Source organism: Paenibacillus pectinilyticus (genome assembly GCF_001700435.1).
In the GTDB taxonomy this organism is placed as follows: domain Bacteria; phylum Bacillota; class Bacilli; order Paenibacillales; family NBRC-103111; genus Paenibacillus_E; species Paenibacillus_E pectinilyticus.
The window spans coordinates 833,570-851,500 of record NZ_LYPC01000028.1 but is presented as its reverse complement, the minus strand read 5'-3'; the positions used below and the strand labels follow the sequence as shown (position 1 = coordinate 851,500).

General features: G+C 46.8%; 17 protein-coding genes and 1 pseudogene. 10 read left to right on the top strand and 8 right to left on the bottom strand.

Going from position 1 to position 17,931, the window contains the following annotated elements:
- The first annotated feature begins 7 nt into the window (after positions 1–7).
- Both A8709_RS31310 and A8709_RS31305 read left to right on the top strand, forming a co-directional pair.
- Positions 8–235: an MbtH family protein gene (locus tag A8709_RS31310; RefSeq protein ID WP_065858629.1), complete on the top strand. Its 228-nt coding sequence runs from the start codon at positions 8–10 to the stop codon at positions 233–235.
- Positions 232–1,704 carry a DHA2 family efflux MFS transporter permease subunit gene (locus tag A8709_RS31305; RefSeq protein WP_065858627.1) on the top strand — a complete coding sequence of 491 codons (1,473 nt, stop codon included), beginning with the start codon at positions 232–234 and terminating at the stop codon, positions 1,702–1,704. The genes A8709_RS31310 and A8709_RS31305 overlap by 4 nt, the downstream gene beginning before the upstream one ends.
- A gap of 363 nt (positions 1,705–2,067) precedes the next feature.
- Here the strand turns inward: A8709_RS31305 and A8709_RS35560 are convergent, their stop codons facing one another.
- The 4 genes and pseudogenes from A8709_RS35560 to A8709_RS31295 all read right to left on the bottom strand — a co-directional run bounded on the left by A8709_RS35560 (position 2,068) and on the right by A8709_RS31295 (position 5,341).
- Positions 2,068–2,202, bottom strand: a complete 135-nt coding sequence (locus A8709_RS35560) for a hypothetical protein (RefSeq protein WP_279615907.1) — start codon at positions 2,200–2,202, stop codon at positions 2,068–2,070.
- A gap of 110 nt (positions 2,203–2,312) precedes the next feature.
- A complete protein-coding gene (locus A8709_RS31300) occupies positions 2,313–3,062 on the bottom strand; it encodes an SDR family NAD(P)-dependent oxidoreductase (protein WP_084225654.1) in 750 nt (249 codons plus the stop codon).
- Between the two features lie 98 nt (positions 3,063–3,160).
- Positions 3,161–3,363, bottom strand: a pseudogene (locus A8709_RS35340) (carbohydrate ABC transporter permease); the annotation flags it as partial.
- A 259-nt stretch (positions 3,364–3,622) separates the two neighbouring features.
- Positions 3,623–5,341, bottom strand: coding sequence for an alpha-keto acid decarboxylase family protein (locus A8709_RS31295; protein WP_065858624.1), 1,719 nt, complete (start codon positions 5,339–5,341; stop codon positions 3,623–3,625).
- Positions 5,342–5,545: 204 nt separating this feature from the next.
- Between A8709_RS31295 and A8709_RS31290 the strand changes: the two genes are divergently transcribed.
- From A8709_RS31290 to A8709_RS31280, 3 genes are all read left to right on the top strand, one after another.
- Positions 5,546–5,980 (top strand): GNAT family N-acetyltransferase, encoded by a 435-nt coding sequence (locus tag A8709_RS31290; RefSeq protein WP_065858622.1) that lies wholly within the window; start codon positions 5,546–5,548, stop codon positions 5,978–5,980.
- On the top strand, positions 5,977–6,246 hold the full coding sequence (locus A8709_RS31285; RefSeq protein WP_065858620.1) for a hypothetical protein: 270 nt from the start codon (positions 5,977–5,979) through the stop codon (positions 6,244–6,246). The genes A8709_RS31290 and A8709_RS31285 overlap by 4 nt, the downstream gene beginning before the upstream one ends.
- A gap of 63 nt (positions 6,247–6,309) precedes the next feature.
- A complete protein-coding gene (locus A8709_RS31280; RefSeq protein ID WP_065858618.1) occupies positions 6,310–6,765 on the top strand; it encodes a hypothetical protein in 456 nt (151 codons plus the stop codon).
- A 23-nt stretch (positions 6,766–6,788) separates the two neighbouring features.
- Here the strand turns inward: A8709_RS31280 and A8709_RS31275 are convergent, their stop codons facing one another.
- The 4 genes from A8709_RS31275 to A8709_RS31260 are packed head-to-tail and all read right to left on the bottom strand — an operon-like array spanning position 6,789 to position 10,937.
- Complete coding sequence (locus A8709_RS31275) at positions 6,789–7,877, bottom strand: GerAB/ArcD/ProY family transporter (protein ID WP_167357221.1); 1,089 nt, start codon at positions 7,875–7,877, stop codon at positions 6,789–6,791.
- A gap of 26 nt (positions 7,878–7,903) precedes the next feature.
- Complete coding sequence (locus A8709_RS31270; protein WP_065858614.1) at positions 7,904–8,137, bottom strand: hypothetical protein; 234 nt, start codon at positions 8,135–8,137, stop codon at positions 7,904–7,906.
- Positions 8,138–8,144: 7 nt separating this feature from the next.
- Entirely contained in the window at positions 8,145–9,335 is a 1,191-nt protein-coding gene (locus A8709_RS31265) for a Ger(x)C family spore germination protein (RefSeq protein ID WP_065858612.1), read from the bottom strand.
- A gap of 36 nt (positions 9,336–9,371) precedes the next feature.
- Entirely contained in the window at positions 9,372–10,937 is a 1,566-nt protein-coding gene (locus tag A8709_RS31260) for a spore germination protein (RefSeq protein ID WP_065858801.1), read from the bottom strand.
- A gap of 178 nt (positions 10,938–11,115) precedes the next feature.
- Here A8709_RS31260 and A8709_RS31255 point away from each other — a divergent pair, with 178 nt between their 5' ends.
- The 5 genes from A8709_RS31255 to A8709_RS31235 all read left to right on the top strand — a co-directional run bounded on the left by A8709_RS31255 (position 11,116) and on the right by A8709_RS31235 (position 17,931).
- Entirely contained in the window at positions 11,116–12,561 is a 1,446-nt protein-coding gene (locus A8709_RS31255; RefSeq protein ID WP_065858610.1) for a DEAD/DEAH box helicase, read from the top strand.
- Between the two features lie 179 nt (positions 12,562–12,740).
- Positions 12,741–13,685, top strand: coding sequence for a carbohydrate ABC transporter permease (locus A8709_RS31250; protein WP_208607772.1), 945 nt, complete (start codon positions 12,741–12,743; stop codon positions 13,683–13,685).
- A 20-nt stretch (positions 13,686–13,705) separates the two neighbouring features.
- On the top strand, positions 13,706–14,533 hold the full coding sequence (locus tag A8709_RS31245) for a carbohydrate ABC transporter permease (RefSeq protein WP_065858607.1): 828 nt from the start codon (positions 13,706–13,708) through the stop codon (positions 14,531–14,533).
- Between the two features lie 146 nt (positions 14,534–14,679).
- Positions 14,680–16,035 carry an ABC transporter substrate-binding protein gene (locus A8709_RS31240; RefSeq protein ID WP_065858605.1) on the top strand — a complete coding sequence of 452 codons (1,356 nt, stop codon included), beginning with the start codon at positions 14,680–14,682 and terminating at the stop codon, positions 16,033–16,035.
- A 105-nt stretch (positions 16,036–16,140) separates the two neighbouring features.
- Positions 16,141–17,931, top strand: coding sequence for a cache domain-containing sensor histidine kinase (locus tag A8709_RS31235; protein ID WP_065858603.1), 1,791 nt, complete (start codon positions 16,141–16,143; stop codon positions 17,929–17,931).

The following is a 17,931-nucleotide window of genomic DNA, read 5'->3' as shown; positions in this document are numbered from 1 at the left end:
ATAGCGAATGAGTAACCCTTTTGAGGATAAAGACGACGCGTACGTTGTATTGATTAATGATGTTGGCCAGTATTCACTTTGGCCGGCTTTTGCTTTAGTTCCTGCGGGGTGGACGCAGGTGTTTGGGCAGGATCGAGAAGCCTGCTTGGCTTACATCGAAGCCCATTGGACAGATATGCGTCCACGGCAAGCTTCGGAGAGCATAACTGAAGTGGCAGCCGGAGATCGCGGATGACGACGCAAAAGCTTTTGACGCCGCAGACCGTGATCCGAATGGTTTACGTGGCGGCGATGTTCTTGGTCGCGATGGATGCGACGATTGTGAATGTAGCACTGCTGTCTATTTGTGAGGAGCTTCAAATTTCACCAGCAGCAGCCGGCATTGTTAACATCGGTTACCTCGTTTCAGTCGCATTGGTACTGCCGATGGCGGGTTGGCTCGGTGATCGCTTCGGCGGCAAACGGATGTTGATGATCGCGGTAACCTTGTTTACCGTTGCCTCGGTATGCTGTGGCTTCGCATCGATCCTTGGGGAGCTGATCCTCTTCCGTATCCTGCAAGGGATCGGGGGTGGTCTGATCGCACCCGTTGGGATGGCGATGCTGTTCAGAGCCTTTCCTCCGCAAGAGAGGGCAAACATTTCACGTTCTTTGATTTTACCTATCGCGGTGGCTCCAGCCCTAGGGCCGATTGTGAGCGGATTTTTCGTGGAGCAGTTGTCATGGCGTTGGTGCTTTTATATCAATGTGCCGATCGGAATTGTTGCCATTGTATTTGGGTTGATTTGGCTAAAAGAAAGCGGGAAACAGCCCGTCGGCAAGCTTGATCTGCCTGGATTTCTGCTTAGCGCACCAGGCTTCGCGATGCTGATCTACGCGCTGAGTCAAGGGACAGCGCGTGGCTGGGCTTCGCCTGAGATCGTCATCACGGGACTGATCGGCGTGATTTTCCTCGCAACGTTGGTTTTCGTGGAGCTGCGAACCGATAAGCCCATGCTTCAGCTGCGATTGTTTACGGATCGGCTGTATCGGACGACGGGCATGATCGCGCTTTGTACGGCAGCGGGGCTGCTCGGCATGCTTTACATATTCCCGCTGATGCTGCAGGATGTGTTCGGAACGTCGGCGCTGCACACCGGCCTGACGACATTTCCCGAGGCGCTGGGCCTCATGGCCGCGTCACAGCTCATGCCGAGGTCGGTGGCGAAGCTTGGTCCTCGGCGGTTGATTCGCCTCGCACTGCCATGCGCGATGGTGGTCTTTGCTCTGCTCTGCCTGGTGAGTGCTGACACGAACCCATGGCTGGTCCGTGGGCTGCTGCTCAGCGGCGGCCTGACGTTGGGGCATGCGGTCGGAGCGCTGCAGCTCCTGGCCTTTGCCCGTGTAGAGCCGGCCCAGATGGGGCAGGCGGCTACGCTCTTTCAGGTGCAGAACCGGTTAGGTTCTGCGCTGGGGGTGGCTTTGCTCGGCAGCCTGCTGGCGGCCGTGTCCGCAGCAACGGCGGATGCCGCTGCTGTGGGTGCTGCCAGCGAGGCGACCAGCCGAGTGGCGTATCAGGTCGCGTTGCTAGGCGCGGCCGGGTTTTTGCTCGCAGCGTGGGGGTTCTCCCTCACGCTGCGGGAGGCCGACACTGCAGGCGTGCAGTACAAGAAGCCCCCTGTGCCAGGTGGTGCGATGAAAGAAAAGACAACGGTGAGCGTCTAATTGTGTATACGGAAATCGCCGACATTTAAGCAAGCCCAGAAGCTCCTAATTCCTGCGAAAATGCATGAATTTAGGAGCATTTTTTGTGACTCCGAGTAATACCTGCGAATATGCAGGTATGATCTCCCATTTGCTGATGAAATGGAATATAGGCATAAAAAGGATGTATTTTTGCAACAATACATTGAAATTAACTAAATGTAGCAGAAAAACCTGCATATTCGCAGTTTTCAACTCAAAGGCTGCTGTTCAACCACCAGATACATGCCGTCAATCGGGGGCATCTGCAAAACAAAATGCCGCAGTCATCTGCGGCACTCATCTACGGCACTCATCTACGGTACTCATCTCCAACTCGAGCGGTTACTCTTCTCCGACTTCGACCCCGCCATTCAATTGTTCGGCATAGGCACGAATCAGATCGTAATCGTGATTAAACTCAACTTCTGCCACGTGTGCGGTCTCTTGTTCTTGAGGAGTTGTTGTCTCATTGTCCACTCAGCCCACCCCTTCCTGATTTAGGGAATAGGATTTCCTATATCGGATTTGTTATCCATCCCCTAACATAGGAGAAACATTGTTACCATGTTATGGAATGAGCTGGGCGATTATTCCTCTGCGTACATCATTTTAACGGTCATACCGCCATCGATTGTCAGGTTCTGACCAGTAATGAAGCCTGCTTTTTCGCTAGCTATATAAAGGCAAGCTGCTGCAACATCTTCTGGCCTGCCCACTCTGCCAACGGGGTGTTGGCTTTTATCCACTTCGGTATGGACGAAGCTGCCCTCGTCCCGTACTTCAATCCATCCTGGCGATATCGCGTTGACGCGAATACCATAGCTGCCTAAACTAATGGCCATCGCATGAGTTAGCGCGGAGATGCCTCCTTTGGAAGCTGAATAGGCCTCGGTATTAGGCTCCGACATCGTTGCTCTGGTTGAAGAGAGATTAATGATGGCGCCGCCACGCTCTTGCGCTTTCATGATGCGGGCTACGGCCTGCGAGCAGAGGAAAGTTCCTCCCAGGTTAACGGAAATGACCCGCTGAAATTGCTCGGCGCTAAGTTCCAACACATCGGTATTATGCATGATCCCTGCATTATTCACCAACACATCGATGCCGCCAAGACCAGAAGCCGTACGTTCCATCCATTGCTCGACTTCCTCTTGCCTAGAAACGTCAACCTTCATGAAGAGTGCATCCTCTGTAAAGGGACGAAGGAGTTCAATAGTCTCCAAACCTTTGTCGGGATGAATATCCGCTATGGAAATGCCATACCCTTCTTGAGCAAAAGCAAGAGCAATGGCTCGTCCTATGCCTTGACCTCCGCCAGTAATGACTGCGATTTTACGCATACGCATCACCTCTATCTGTATTTTCCAACAGTGTAACACACTTACGTTTATCCAAAATAAAAAACCGCCAGACCAATCCGACGGTTTAGTATTTCCCTTTATTTGGTTCCTGTAAAAGTAATGCCCTTGATAAAGAATCGATTACCGAATACATAAACAAGCAAGGCCGGCAGTGTGAAAATCATTGAAGATGCCATGATATAGTTCCAATACGAGATGTATTGGCCTTTAAACGTATTTAACCTGAGGTGAAGATGGCCATAGCCGCGAGCGGCGGTCTAGCCAGCGGAAGCGCGACGCGGGGGCATTATTATGGGCATCCGGCTGGATGACCTCTATTTAAAGGAAATTGTTTCGGTTATCAATCTGCCCAAATGATGATTGACATGCTTGAGGGCCGCCAAGTTAGTAAGCAGCTTGTACTGCCTACGGAACTCCTTGTCCGCTCAAGCGTGTCAGCACCAAGACAATAATCTGCCATGTATAACAGTATCTACGATAGTATCTATGAGTGAACCACGTCCTGCGTGGTTTTTTTGCTATTGTCTTATTTGAAGCTTCTAATTCTGGCTTCGTTGTTTCTCTTGCTTCTCCAAATAGTTGCGCATACGACGCATATTCTCGGGGGCATCCATCGGATCCGCGGCGATCATTTCAATGATGCAGAGTCTCTGGGCGCGTTCTTTGTCAGCTTGAATGATTGCCTGGTCAAGCTCTCCATAGGTCCTGACAGTTACAGCAAACGCATCGCCTCCAAAAACCTCGGCCAGCTTGGTGTAGGACCAGCGCGGAATTTTGTTATACGTTTGATCCTCTGTTTGGACATTTAAATATTTCTCGATCGTATACCCATCGTTGTTCAAGACGAAGATCATGGGCTTGCATTCAAAATAGAGCATGGAGCTGATCTCTTGGGCTGTCAATTGCAAGGAACCATCACCTGTAAATAACAGCACTCGTCGGTCGGGCGCAGCGATACTGGCACCGAATGCCGATGGTGTGGCATAACCGATGGACTCCCAGCCTCCTTGGGTGATATACGTTACATTGCGCGGCAGCCTTGCCTCCGCCATCCCATTGGCGAATGTCCCCGTCTCGGCGATCACAATATCCCCTTCTTTCAGCATCTGCTGAAAGCGGGCATAATAGTTGGCAGCCATTAGTAGTTCATCGGCACGGCCGGTTATTTGGTCGTAGGGGAAAGTCGCTTTTCCCGCCAAGCCTTGCCCTTTGTACCCCACCTTCTGCACGGCAAGCAGCATGTCGGCTGCGAACACATGGGGATATTCCGCTTCTGCGACCTTGACCATATCGGGTTGAATATCGATAGTCACCAGTGGATTCAGCTTCGCGGTGAAGTTAGCGGTGTTCGTGTCTGCCCACACCATGCCTATCGCAATGACGCAGTCTGCCTGTTCTACTGTGGCTTGGACCTCAGCGCTTCCGAAAGAGGCTTCGTACATCCCGATATAATTCGGATGGGTTTCGTCGAATGATCCTTTTCCGTACATCATTGTCGCAACAGGTACATGCATGGCGTCGGCCAAATGCCGAACCGCGCTGTCTAGGCCGAAGCGCATGGATTTGACATCAACCAGAATGACAGGCTGGTGGGCACGCTCTAGCAGCTGGCGGACATGATCTGTTGCTGCATGAAGGGCTTTCAGATTGGAAGATGGTCGCGGCGACGCCGGCACACTCCGGGTTATGATAGGCTTGGTTACTAAATCATCAGCAACAACCAGATATACTGGTTTTTTCTTTTCTTTTGCCATGCGAATCGCGGCAGGAATTTCTATTTCGGCATTTTCCGGCGTCAGCACTGCCGTATAAGCTGTAAGCAGCGCATACACCTTATGGAAGATGTCGAAATTTCCATCCATTAGCGTGTGATGCATCAGCTTATGCTTCTTCTGATCCATGTCAGGAGGCGCGCCTACGATGTGAATCAGGGGCACATGCTCGCTGTTAGCTCCTGCTATCGCATTGCAGGCACTGAGCTCCCCGACTCCGAAAGTCGTAATAAGAGCGGATATACCTTTGATCCTTGCGTAGCCATCCGCCGCATAACCGGAGTTCAATTCGTTCCGTCCACGTCTAAACTGGATGCCGTTATACCGCTCGAGCGTATCCAATAGTGTGAAATTATAGTCTCCGGCAACGCCGAAAATGTCAGTAATCCCCTCCATCTTCAGGCAATCGAACAAATACTGGCCAAGTGTTTTTTGAACTGTTCCAGTTGGTGGTGAAGAGCTGTCCACTGCTGTCATCGTTCCCATCTCTTGTTCACTCCCTATTCGTTTACGTCTGTTCCTGCATTAGATTCCCATTCCATTGGATTGGTTATTCACTTCGGGATGTTGGAGAGACCCATCCGATATCCCGTGTACGTTTTATACGGGGATTTTAAAGGGAAACACGGGTGATACATGGAATGTAAAATATTAGGAAAGTTATTTGGCTATAGGGAGAGGACGATCGATATGGAGATTACTTGGAATCAATTTGTTATCAGCGATGATAAGGGAAGATTAGATGTAGATACAATTAAAGTATTTCTATCCCGCAGCTATTGGGCCAATAAGCGGCCAGAGGAAAGAACGTTACGTTCCATCGAGAATTCCATTTGCTATGGTGTCTACGAAGGTTCTAAACAGGTCGGTTATGCTAGAATCATCACGGATCATGCGACGATGTACTATTTATGTGATGTATTTATCGATGAAGATTACAGAGGAATGGGGATCGGCAAAAAGTTGATGGAATCTCTCACGACCTCCGATGAACTGAAGGATCTCATGGGGTTGCTCGGAACAAAGGATGCGCATGAGTTGTATAAGCAGTATGATTTTGAGCCAGATGCAGAGCGATTCATGCGAAGAGTTCCTGATTACATAAGGAAAGCGGAGCACCAATGACCCTACAAATCAAATCAGCAACCATCGACGATTCGGAGCTCATTTTTAACATTATGGTAGCCTCATTTAAGGAATACAGCGGCAAGCTTGTGCCACCTTCAGGTGCGCTTTCGGAAACGGTGGAAAATACCATCCATGTGTTCAAAATCGGCGGTGGTGCTGCACTGGCGTGGGAAGGCTTGCAGGTGATGGGATCAGCACGTTTTAAACCCGTTGACCACTATATGTATATTGGTACCCAGATGGCTCAGACAGTTGGTATGTGATGCGAAAGTTGCTGTAGCAGCGGGAGAAAGGTGTGATTAGCGTTGACCAGTAGAGCAAGGTTAATGACATTAAGTATTCTTTTCGCGTTAAATATGTTGTTACTTTGGTGCATAGATATATTCACTTTTAAGCCAATTGCTCATGAAGGTACTTCTGGGAATGGCAATTTGGGACTCATTTTTGACATCCTAATCATCCCTTTTTATATCTGTTTGCTGGTTCTTGGCGGTGTCTCGCTTTACCGAATGGTTCCAACGCATTGGATAACCACAAGGCATCTAGTAGTTGTCTCAATCATGTTCGGTGCGATTTTAGTCTTGACGATAACAGGGGAAGTAAAGTTGTATCAGGCGCAGATGATGAGCTTTGGTGGAGATGCAACGAATCCAGATTCAATCATTTATCGGTATGGGGCTCTGAATCAGTATTCGAATACGGTGTTCTTCAACGGGTACACGTTTGTCATGGGGGTTTGCTTAACCCTGTGGGCAGCGTGTTTATTTCGCTATATGAAATAATAACCACATTCTCATTACAGCATTTACTTGCCTGCTTTCCTAATATAAGAAACGATCAACAAACAGACAGGCAGAAACAGTCCGATGGTTAAAGCAAACGGAGGCCAGATATGTGAAGTGAAATCTCGGAAATAGACGATATTAGGGTAAATAATGAACGCGAGCGCAAACATAACAAGCGCACTAGGTACAATGAACGGGCGATAGGTGCGTAATCGCAGAATCTGAGAAAGTCCAACAAGTGAGCTGTGGAAGCAAATAACGAGCTTGAAATAGATGGTGACAAACCAAATGATGGCGACTAAAACTTCAATTCGTTGCACGAAGGTGCCTATGTGTATTTTTTTGGCTAAGGTGTAGCTAGGAAAGGTATGTCTTGAGGTGAAATCCCAACCCAGGACGACGATGCATAAGATCGTAATGAGTAGAATGATCGTACCGCCCATGAAGCCTGCTTGAAGGAAGCCTTTGCTCGCCTTTAATTTGGATTGAATCGCGGGGAAAACCATCAGAAAGACAACCATTTCCAGATAGGGAATGGACAGAACAGATAAGCTTCCATGGACAATGGCTTTGGCGCTGGCCTCATAAATGGGGAGGATGCGTTCGAATTTGATTTGCGGGATGAGGAAGCCGAATAGCACACAAATAAACAGCAGAACCCAAGGAAGGAAAACCTCGGCAGCACGCGCAATGACTTCAATCCCCATCCCAGCGCCAATCATGATGATCAGCAGGAAAGCAAAGTGAATGACTTGAATCGGCGTCTCAGGCATGATGATAGTTGTAATGAAATCACCGACATTTCGCAGAACGAGTGTTGCAATGATAAAGAAGTACAAATAGAAAATGATAGCTAGGCATTTACCTAGCCATTTCCCTAAGATGAATTCACTATATTCCATTAAGGTATGGTCGGGATATCTCCTGCCTAAGGCGGCGTAGACGAACAGTAAGACTCCCCCGATAGCAATGCCTAGCAGGGCAGAAATCCATCCATCCTGATGGGCATAGGCGGTAAATACAGAGGGGACGATTAAGATGGTACTTCCTAAACTGAAGAGGATAACGAGTATTTTAAATTGACGCAGGCTGATAAGCTGTTTTTCCAACATCGCGGACTCCTTTGTGTGTGCAGCTACGTGAGTAAGGTTGAAATCATTTTCCCCATTGGCCTGAATAGGTAGGAGATGAAATCTAACGGATTAGGAATATGAGCTTGTAAACTAACAGCAACGTTCAAGACGACGGAGGCACAGATAGAAAGGATATAGAGCCACAGTTCCTTCACCTGTTTCTTTTTTCTCAAACGCGGAAATTCATAGATGAAGCTGCACAGTGCGACCAGAACAATTAGGAAACTCCAAGTCATGATAAGCTCACTCCATTGTATCGATGAAGGATTCAACAACCGAGCCAGTTTCTTTAATTTTGGCTTGAACGGTCACATGAACGGGTAAATCAACAAAAACTTGATCCCAATGATCCTTCATGAGATTCCACTTCTTGTAATTGGCGCGATGGACGGCGGTCCCGAATCCGAAAATATCGGACTTATAGGACTTTGCTTTGTTCACCGCATCCTGGATGGTCTGTTTAATTTCTTCGCTTAACTGCTGTTCAATTGTTTGAATCGTTTGTGTGGTATTTAAATTCATTGGACAAGACACCTCTCCGATATTTCCCTCGACCTGGACATGAACATTAGCCTCAGGATGCTCCCCCATAAAATTCGCTTTGATGTTGGCCTTGGTACGAATCAGTTCAATTGACATGAGACCCTCTGCCTGACAAGGAAGAACTACAATTGAGCTATCAATGTTGCCTAAAGCGTAGTTGTAGCCTTTGCTTTCTCGATCCGTAAACCAGCCAGCCAACTGATCTTTATGAAAGACAGCAAGACCCTGATACTGCAGTACCGTAGGTGGAATGACCGAATTGAGGTTGGACCGAGATTTGCCTAGAACAGGGTTACCTTTGATGTGAACACTGGAAAGAACAGGTTCTTTACCTGGATCAACAAGATCATAAATGAGTTGATGTAAATCAATATTGGAGGTAATACCCCAATTCTTTGCCGATGAAACAAGCGACGAATAGAGCTTATTAGCTGGGATTTTCTCGAGAGGTGTCAGTACTTGTAACAATTCCCTCGCTGTCGTATTTTTTGCTACTAAAATATTGAAGTCCGACCGCAGTTCATGATCCCTGGAAAATACATCTAACATTTGACCGATTCCCTCTTTCGCCATTTCCTCCCCAATGACAAGAATGCGTAAATGGGACGTATTTATTTTGCGTGGTGAAGTCGTTGTCAGCATGCGCATGGATTCGAAAATGGTCGAGCCACTGCCCACTTGTAAGGTAACCACAGGTAACCGTTGACCAACCGCGTTGTTGGAAGCAATTTCATCGTTGTTGAGTAGTTGGACAGATACGTTGTACGTATTATCTTTTTTATCAATGCCAATTGCCGTTGTTATCGATATCTGATCAAGTTCCTTACTATTCCAACAGCCGGACAATGTCAGCATGAACAGAATAATGAGTATCGTTTGAATGGCCTTCATTATTATGCACTCTCCCGGATTGAGGCTGAACTCACGTTAAGATTCTGGTTTGCGTGGGGGATGATATTGCTGCTTCTTTCTATTGGTAGTGCTAATGAAATGTGGTCGCTTTAGTAAGGCCCAATGAGGGAGACGGATGATATTATCACCTTGATCCTCTTTGATGAAGGGGGCAAATGGCGCTAAGTAAGGAACACCAAAGGAACGCAAGCTGCTTAGATGCAGGACTAAGGTAATAATCCCAATTAAGATGCCATATAGCCCTAGAGAGGCAGCCAGAATCATAAGTGCAAATCGGATCATACGAATGGATATCCCCATGTTATAGGAGGGGATTATGAAAGTGGAGATTGCGGTAATCGCGACCACAATAACCATGGCGGGCCCTACTAAACCAGCCTCAACGGCTGCTTGTCCAATGACGAGTGCCCCAACAATGGAGACGGCCTGCCCGATGGTTCGCGGCATTCGAATCCCAGCCTCCCGCAGTATCTCGAACGTAACCTCCATCAGCATGGCTTCGACAAAAGCAGGGAAGGGGATGCCCTCTCGATGAGCGGCGATATTAATGAGCAGCGTAGTCGGAATCATCTCTTGGTGAAAGGTCGTTACCGCAATGTAGACGGCAGGACCTAACAAGGCAATGAATAAGGATACATAACGGAGAATTCGCAATAACGAGCTAATATCTGCTCTTTGATAATAGTCTTCTGCGGTTTGGAAGAAATGCGTGAACACGGCAGGTACAAGTAGGACAAAGGGGGTCCCGTCAATCAGGATGGCGACTCGTCCTTCGAGCAGGGCAGCTGCTACCACATCAGGCCGTTCCGTATTAAAAATAGTCGGGAAAGGGGTATAGGTCTCATCCTGGATGAGCTCCTCAATATAGCCACTTTCCAGGATTCCATCAATATCAATCCGGGATAAGCGCGTACGTACTTCGTCTACGATTGCATCGTCGACAAGGCCTTTGATGAACATGAGCGCGACATCGGTTTTGGTGACACGGCCAATCTGTCTAGTCTCCATCCATAAATGAGAATCTTTGATTTTTCTCCGGATTAAGGCGGTGCTTGTGCGTAACGTTTCAGAGAACCCTTCACGGGGGCCTCTGACAACCGTTTGGGAGGAGGGTTCGGTGACTCCGCGATCTTTCCAATCTCTTGTACTTGCACAGATGCCTTCAGGATAACCATCTACCAAAATGACGGAATCCCCTGACAAAATCATATGATAAAGCGTTTCATAATCGGATGTTCCTGTGATTTCACCTATTTTCAACATGTACTCTTTGATAAGGAGTATGGGCGGAAGTTCATCTAACAAAGGCAGAACGGTAACACCCGATCGATAATCGATAAGAAGGGAGTCTAGAATATCCTTGACGTTCGCAAGTCCATTTATATAAATGATTGCTGCTTTGGAGGGCAGGGTATTGGACGGAATCATAAATGTGCGAATGACGAGATCTGTGCTATGGCCTAATTCTTCACGAATGGTACGCAGGGATTCATCTAGATTGTCATGCAAGAGCTGTATCGTGTTGGTTTCGCTGTTCGCAGCGCTATGCGAGAGGGGCTTATGTTTAAGTAATTTTTTCATAAAAGAGAAAATGGCGTTCATCCGTACCACCTAGATTTTTTGTTTTACTATTACCTATTGTTGGATATTTTACTCATGGATTTGAGCAGGGGCGCTTGTGAGGGGGATATTCCTTTTTCGCATTCTACTCGCAATGTAGTAGAATAGGACTACAGCAACAAGAAGGGGAGTCAAAAGCGTGACGACAAGAAGCTTTAATGATTATGAACTAAGTGAGGATATTACGCGGGCGCTGACCACCTTAGGCTATACACAGCCGACAGATGTGCAGCACAAGGTGATTCCGATCGCACTGCAGGGTAGAGATCTGACTGTGAAGTCGCGTACGGGAAGCGGGAAGACGGCGGCGTTCGGTATTCCGATCTGTGAGCTCGTCGAGTGGGAAGAGAATAGGCCGCAGGCGCTCATCCTAACCCCGACGCGGGAACTAGCGGATCAAGTGAAGCAAGATATGACGAACATCGGGCGGTTTAAACGGATTAAGGCGGTGGCGCTGTACGGTAAGCAGCCATTTGCTAAGCAGAAGCTCGAATTGCATCAGAAGTGCCATGTGGTTGTCGGTACACCGGGGCGTGTGCTGGATCATATTCAGAAAGGTACGCTGGATGTAGAGCGTCTGCGGTATTTGGTCATTGATGAGGCAGACGAGATGCTGCGCATGGGTTTCATTGAGCAAGTCGGGGCGATCATCGATGAACTGCCGAGGGATCGGATGACGATGTTATTCTCGGCAACACTGCCTAAGGATGTAGAGCAGCTGTGCCATCAGTATTTGCGGAAGCCGATCGATATTGAAATTGCGACGCCAGAAGCGGCGAAGGTTCAGATCGAGCATTCCTTGATCACCGTGCTTGACAGCGAGAAATGGCCGCTGCTTCAGAACGTCCTCGTGATGGAGAATCCAGATAATTGCATTATTTTTTGCAGGACGCAGGAGAATGTGGACAAACTCTACAGTTTGCTCGACCAGTTGGACTTCCCGTGCGATAAAATTCACGGCGGTATGGTGCAGGACGATCGTTTCCTCGTCATGAATGCATTCAAACGGGGAGAATTCCGTTTCCTTGTCGCTACGGATGTCGCGGCGCGGGGGATCGATGTCGAGGACATCACACATGTCATTAACTACGATCTCCCGATGGAAAAAGAGAGCTATGTTCACCGCATCGGCAGAACTGGGCGTGCCGGTAAGACCGGTAAGGCGATTACGTTCGTAACGCCGCATGAGGACAAGTTCTTAGCCGATATCGAAGGCTATCTAGGCTTCGAGATTCCGCGGCAGGAAGCGCCCGACTCGGAAGAGGTTGCCGCGAAGCAGGCGGCTTTTGATCAGAAGATGCAGGCGACACCTGTCATCAAGCGTGATCGCAGCGACCAATTGAACAAGGGCATCATGAAGCTCTATTTTAACGGGGGCAAAAAGAAAAAGATCCGCGCTGTCGACTTTGTCGGCACACTAGCCAAAATTGAAGGTGTCTCTTCCGAGGACATCGGCATTATTACGATTCAAGATAATGTGTCCTATGTCGACATTTTGAATGGCAAAGGGCCGCTAGTACTCAAAGTCATGAAGAATACGACGATTAAAGGCAAGCTGTTGAAGGTGCACGAAGCGAATAAATAATGAAGTTGGAAACCAGGATGCCGCGCCGGCGTTCTGGTTTTTTTGTTCATTACTTTTCTGCCTCACTAATAGGAATCCATGCCTCAGGTTAAAATATTACTCGAAAGGGTCAATTCTGTGACTTATCCCTACAAACTGCACAAGGTACACTATAGAAAACACGACGTGGGGTGAATTTCATGGCTAACCATATACAATCACAATCAAGCAGTATTCCTACAGCTCAAGTGAAGGCTAAGCGGTCCAAGCAGCAAATTCGAGAGGATATTGTCGGATATGCCTTCATTAGTCCTATGCTTCTCGGCTTAGTCATTTTTACCTTATTTCCGATTATCGCCTCTTTCTTCTTAAGTTTTACAGATTGGAACTTTGTTGCCGGGTTTTCGAAAGTGAAATTCCTCGGGTTGGACAACTTTACGAAGCTAATTCATGATAGCGTGTTTCTACTATCATTGAAAAATAATATGATTCTGATGGTTGTCGTACCGGTAACGCTTATTGTTTCCTTGGTGTTAGCGGTTCTCATTGATAAGCAGGTGTATTTCAAAGGGGTTTTTAAAGTAGTTTATTTCATCCCCTACATTTCAAGCGTTGTTGCGGTGGCGATCGTGTTCCAAGTGCTTTTCCACCCTACCTATGGCCCGATTAATCAAACCTTGATTGACTGGGGAATTGCCAATCCTCCGAAATGGCTTGCCGATCCCGATTACGCTTTGTATTGTGTCATGGGCCTTATGGTTTGGATCAATATTGGGTACAACATGATTATTTTCATGGCGGGTCTGCAATCGATTCCGAAGGATTTATATGAAGCCGCTGATATTGACGGTGCGTCGAAATTCAAGCAATTCTACAGCATTACAGTGCCTTTATTGTCACCAACGACGTTCTTCTTGCTCGTATCGGGCATTATCGGAACGTTCAAAGTATTTGATGTTATCTCAGTACTTACAAATGGCGGTCCAGCCAACTCAACGAGCGTTGTAGTTTACCGATTATATGAAACTGCCTTCGTCAATCTGCAATCCGGCTACGCTTCAGCAATGGCGATTGTGCTGCTGATTCTCGTTCTCTTAATTACATTAATTCAATGGCTCGGCCAACGCAGATGGGTCAACTATTAAACAAGAATGGAGGTTACAACATGGATAAGAATAAACGTTTAAAAAAGATTATTTTAACAATCGTGATGGCCCTCTTCGGCATCCTGTTCATGACTCCGTTCCTTTGGATGATTTCAGCATCCATGAAGCCTGAAGCGGATGTCTTCATTTTCCCGATTCAGTGGATTCCGAAGCATTGGAACCTCGTTGAAAATTATAAAACAGTATGGACGACGAAATTCCCGTTATACTATTGGAACTCGATTAAAGTATCCGTGTTAACGACTGCACTATCTGTTCTCTTTTCTTCGATGGCAGCCTACGCGTTCTCAAAAATTAATTTCCGTGGTCGAGGATTTCTATTTGTCCTTGTTCTCGCTATGTATATGATTCCAAGTCAGGCGATTCTTGTACCGCAATTTCTTTTGTTACGCTGGGTACACTTATATGATACGCATCTAGGACTTATCCTTCTTGGCTCTTTCAGCGTACTAGGTACATTTATGCTCCGCCAGTTCTATCTAGGTATCCACGATGAGTACATGGAATCAGCAAGAATCGATGGTGCAGGTCATACCCGAATTTTCTGGTCCATCTGTACGCCGCTTGTCCGTCCAGCGATTGCTACCTATGCGATCCTGCGCTTCATCTGGACATGGAATGATTACCAGAATCCATTAATTTTCTTAAGAACGAAATCCTTATTCACGCTTCCGCTTGGCATTCACTCTTTTGCCGACTTAAATGGTGAGTTTTACTCCTTAATCATGGCCGCTTCCGTTTCTGCGATCCTGCCGTTGCTCATTATTTTCATCATTGGACAGAAGCAAGTTATCGAAGGTATTTCAATGGGTGGGGTTAAAGGCTAGTCAAGTTTTATCACAAAATGTCAAAATAAGAGTGCATGAGGTTAAAATATTGCCTCGTGTGCTCCAACCAAGTTTGTTACGATTCGTCATGTAAAGGTTTTCAACGTTTCGCAGCAGTTTAAAAATATCATCTTGGAGGGGTTCTAATGAAAAAGAGTTTACTCGTATTAAGTGGTGTTTTAGCAATCAGTACTGCACTTGCAGGCTGTGGAAGTAAAAGTAACGATAACGCAGGAGCAACAGCATCAGCGACAGCTGGCAGCACATCATCAACGAAAGCACCTGTAACGATTAAAGTACAAGCTTGGTATACAGAAGCACAAGGGAACTGGAATGCGACAGTCGATGCTTACAATAAAACGCACCCAGACGTTAAAGTTGTGTATGAGAGCATGTCCGAGAAAGGCGATTCCCAAGAAGGTATGAAAAAGATGGATTTACTTGCAGCATCCGGTGAGCAAATGGACGTTGTCATGTACTCCAGCGCATCTGACTTCGCACAACGTGTAGGCGCAGGCATCCTTGAGCCGCTTGATTCCTACTTGGCCAAAGATAAAGTAGTAGTTAAAGATGATTACAAACTAGATCCGATCGTTAATGGCAAATACTATGCACTTCCTGGTAAAATGATCGAATGGTTCGTCCTCTTGAACAAGGATAAATTGGATGCAGCTAAGCTTCCAGTTCCGACAGAATGGACTTGGAACGATTACGCAGAATACGCGAAAAAATTAACTTCCGGTGAAGGCGCTGCGAAACAATACGGTTCCTACTTCCACAACTGGAAAGATTACGCGCTTCTTGCTTTGAACAACAACATGGATAACCCGTATCTGGTGAAATCCGATGGTACTGAGAACATTGATAATCCACAAGTTCGTTTCTCCTTGAACTTGCGTAACCAAATGGAAAACATCGATAAAACATCTGTACCGTACTTCGAAGTTGTTTCCCAAAAAATGGCGTACCGTGACGTATTCTACGGTGGTAAAACAGCTATGCTAGCAACAGGTAACTGGATGGTTGGCGAGCTTGCACAAAATGCGAAGTTCAAAACTGTATTTGCACCGTATCCGAAATATGATGCGAAAGATCCAAACGGTCTAACAGAAGTTGGCGCAGACTTCATGGGTGTTGCGGCAAACTCCAAAAACAAACAAGCAGCTTATGACTTCGTAAGATGGTACACAACGGAAGGTATCCAAACACAAGGTTTGTTCTTCTCCGGTTGGAAAAAAGCTGACATTAGCGCAAACGTTGATGCGATTCTAAAAAGTGGAAAACCAGACCAAGTGGCTATGATCGATAAAGCTTCCTTGCTTTCTACTTTGAAAGTTGATAAAGCAACGAAATTGGTTGTTCCTCCAACTTATGCTCTGCAACAAGAGAAAGAGTACTTAACGCAAGTTGAGCTTTACTTGACTGGCAAGCAAGATTTGGATAAAACAATCGCGACTGCGAAAACAAAAATTGAGGATATCAGAAAAAGTAATGCAAAGTAATCCATAACGATTAATCTGCTTTACTGTTATAATTGTCGAGGAAGCAAGAGGAGGCCTAAGGGCCCCTCTTTTTCCCATTTTCAACGGGAAGGCGGGGAAACCTTAGTGCGCAAATGGCTCCGATCATTATCGCTTCGCAATAAACTAGTGCTAACCATTCTCATTTGTCTGGTTCTGCCCTCCATCGTTTCGATGTACGTGTCGAATTTGTTTACGCGGGATGCGATTCGTACGCAAGTCGCCGATAATGCGCGACAATCGATGCTCATAGCGAGTCAGATTGTTACCGGGCAGATGAAGAATATGTTGTATATGATGAACTTCGTTCAATTTGATGTGGATCTTCGGGAGCCCATATTGAACTTAAGTCGTGCGGACGAAACGACCTCTATTGGAGATCTGTATATCAGTCAGAATACGATATATAAGCGGATCGACACGGTCATGAGTCCACTGGAAAATTTAGTTCTTACGTTACTCCTCCCGAATGGGCAGTATTATGCGACTTATACGACGACTAATTTTGATCCGAAATCTTTTTTTACGAAAACTTGGATGCGGGATGTCATGCAATCAGGCAGCTACAGCGTGAAGTGGATTGGAGCTGAGCTTAATTATAGTCAGCAGCCTTCTCAATCCTATCTCTTAGAAGCAGTTAAGCCACTTCGTCTCAATGGTGCTACATATGGATATGTCATTGTTGGTCTCGACCCCAGTGCATTGCAGAAATTATTTGCGCAATATGAAGATAATGAATCGATGGTTGTCATAGATGCACAGGGCAAAATCTTGGTCGATAAGGATTCAAGTCGGATCGGAAAGCCTTTCGCCTACTATGATCAACTTCCTACGGAAGATGGCTCGTCCTTCGTGAAGGTAGCTGGTGAAGAATATATCATGCAAAGTGCTCAAGTCACGGCGGAATGGAAGCTTGTGAACATGACACCGTATAAATCGGCTGCTCAGCAGATCGAGTCGTTCCGTAAGACAGATTTCGCCATTCAACTGCTTTTCCTCGTTCTGTTTGCGATTGCTCTGTTGTATGTAGTCAGAACGCTTACGAAGCCTATTGCGCGACTTGTTCAAACGGTATTTCGGATCGAAACGGGTCAGTTGAGCGAACGCTCTAACATCAGTGGCGAAGATGAAGTGGGTCGGCTTGGTTATGTATTTGACCGGATGATCGATCGTATCGAGCTAACGCTCTTCGAGAATAAGCGTGAGCAAGAACTCAAGCGTAAAGCGGAGCTAGCGATGCTGCAGGCGCAAATTAATCCGCATTTTTTATTTAATGTGCTGAATTCGATTCGTTTGAAAATTATGATGAAGGGTGACGAGGAGAACGCTGAGCTGATCAGCTCCTTATCTGCGCTGTTGCGGATGACCATCAATCGGAATAATGCGTACATAACGCTCCATGAAGAGATTGGGATTAATGAGCACTACGTGCGTCTTTTAAATTCAAGGCATGGCGACCGTGTAGTCCTGCGCGTATCCGCAGCATCAGATACCTTGCTGATATCCATTCCGCGTTTCTTGCTGCAGCCGCTCATTGAGAATGCGTATATTCATGGCCTTAAAAGTAAAGCAGGTGAAATAACGATCACCTCCCGCATTGCGGAGGATGGCAGGCTGCAAATCCTGATTAAGGATTCGGGTGTAGGGATGTCACCGGAACGGCTGGAAGAGCTTCAGAGTCATCTCGAGGCTGCCCCAGCAGCTCAAACGGAAATAGAAGGAAGCAGTCCATCCCTGTCGGGGATTGGCTTACATAATGTATTTGAACGACTTCGTCTTATTTATGGTCATCAATTCGATTACGAGATTGAAAGCAGCATGGACCAGGGCACGCAGATTATTCTGCGCTTTCCGCAGCAGCCAGAGAAGGAGGTGTAA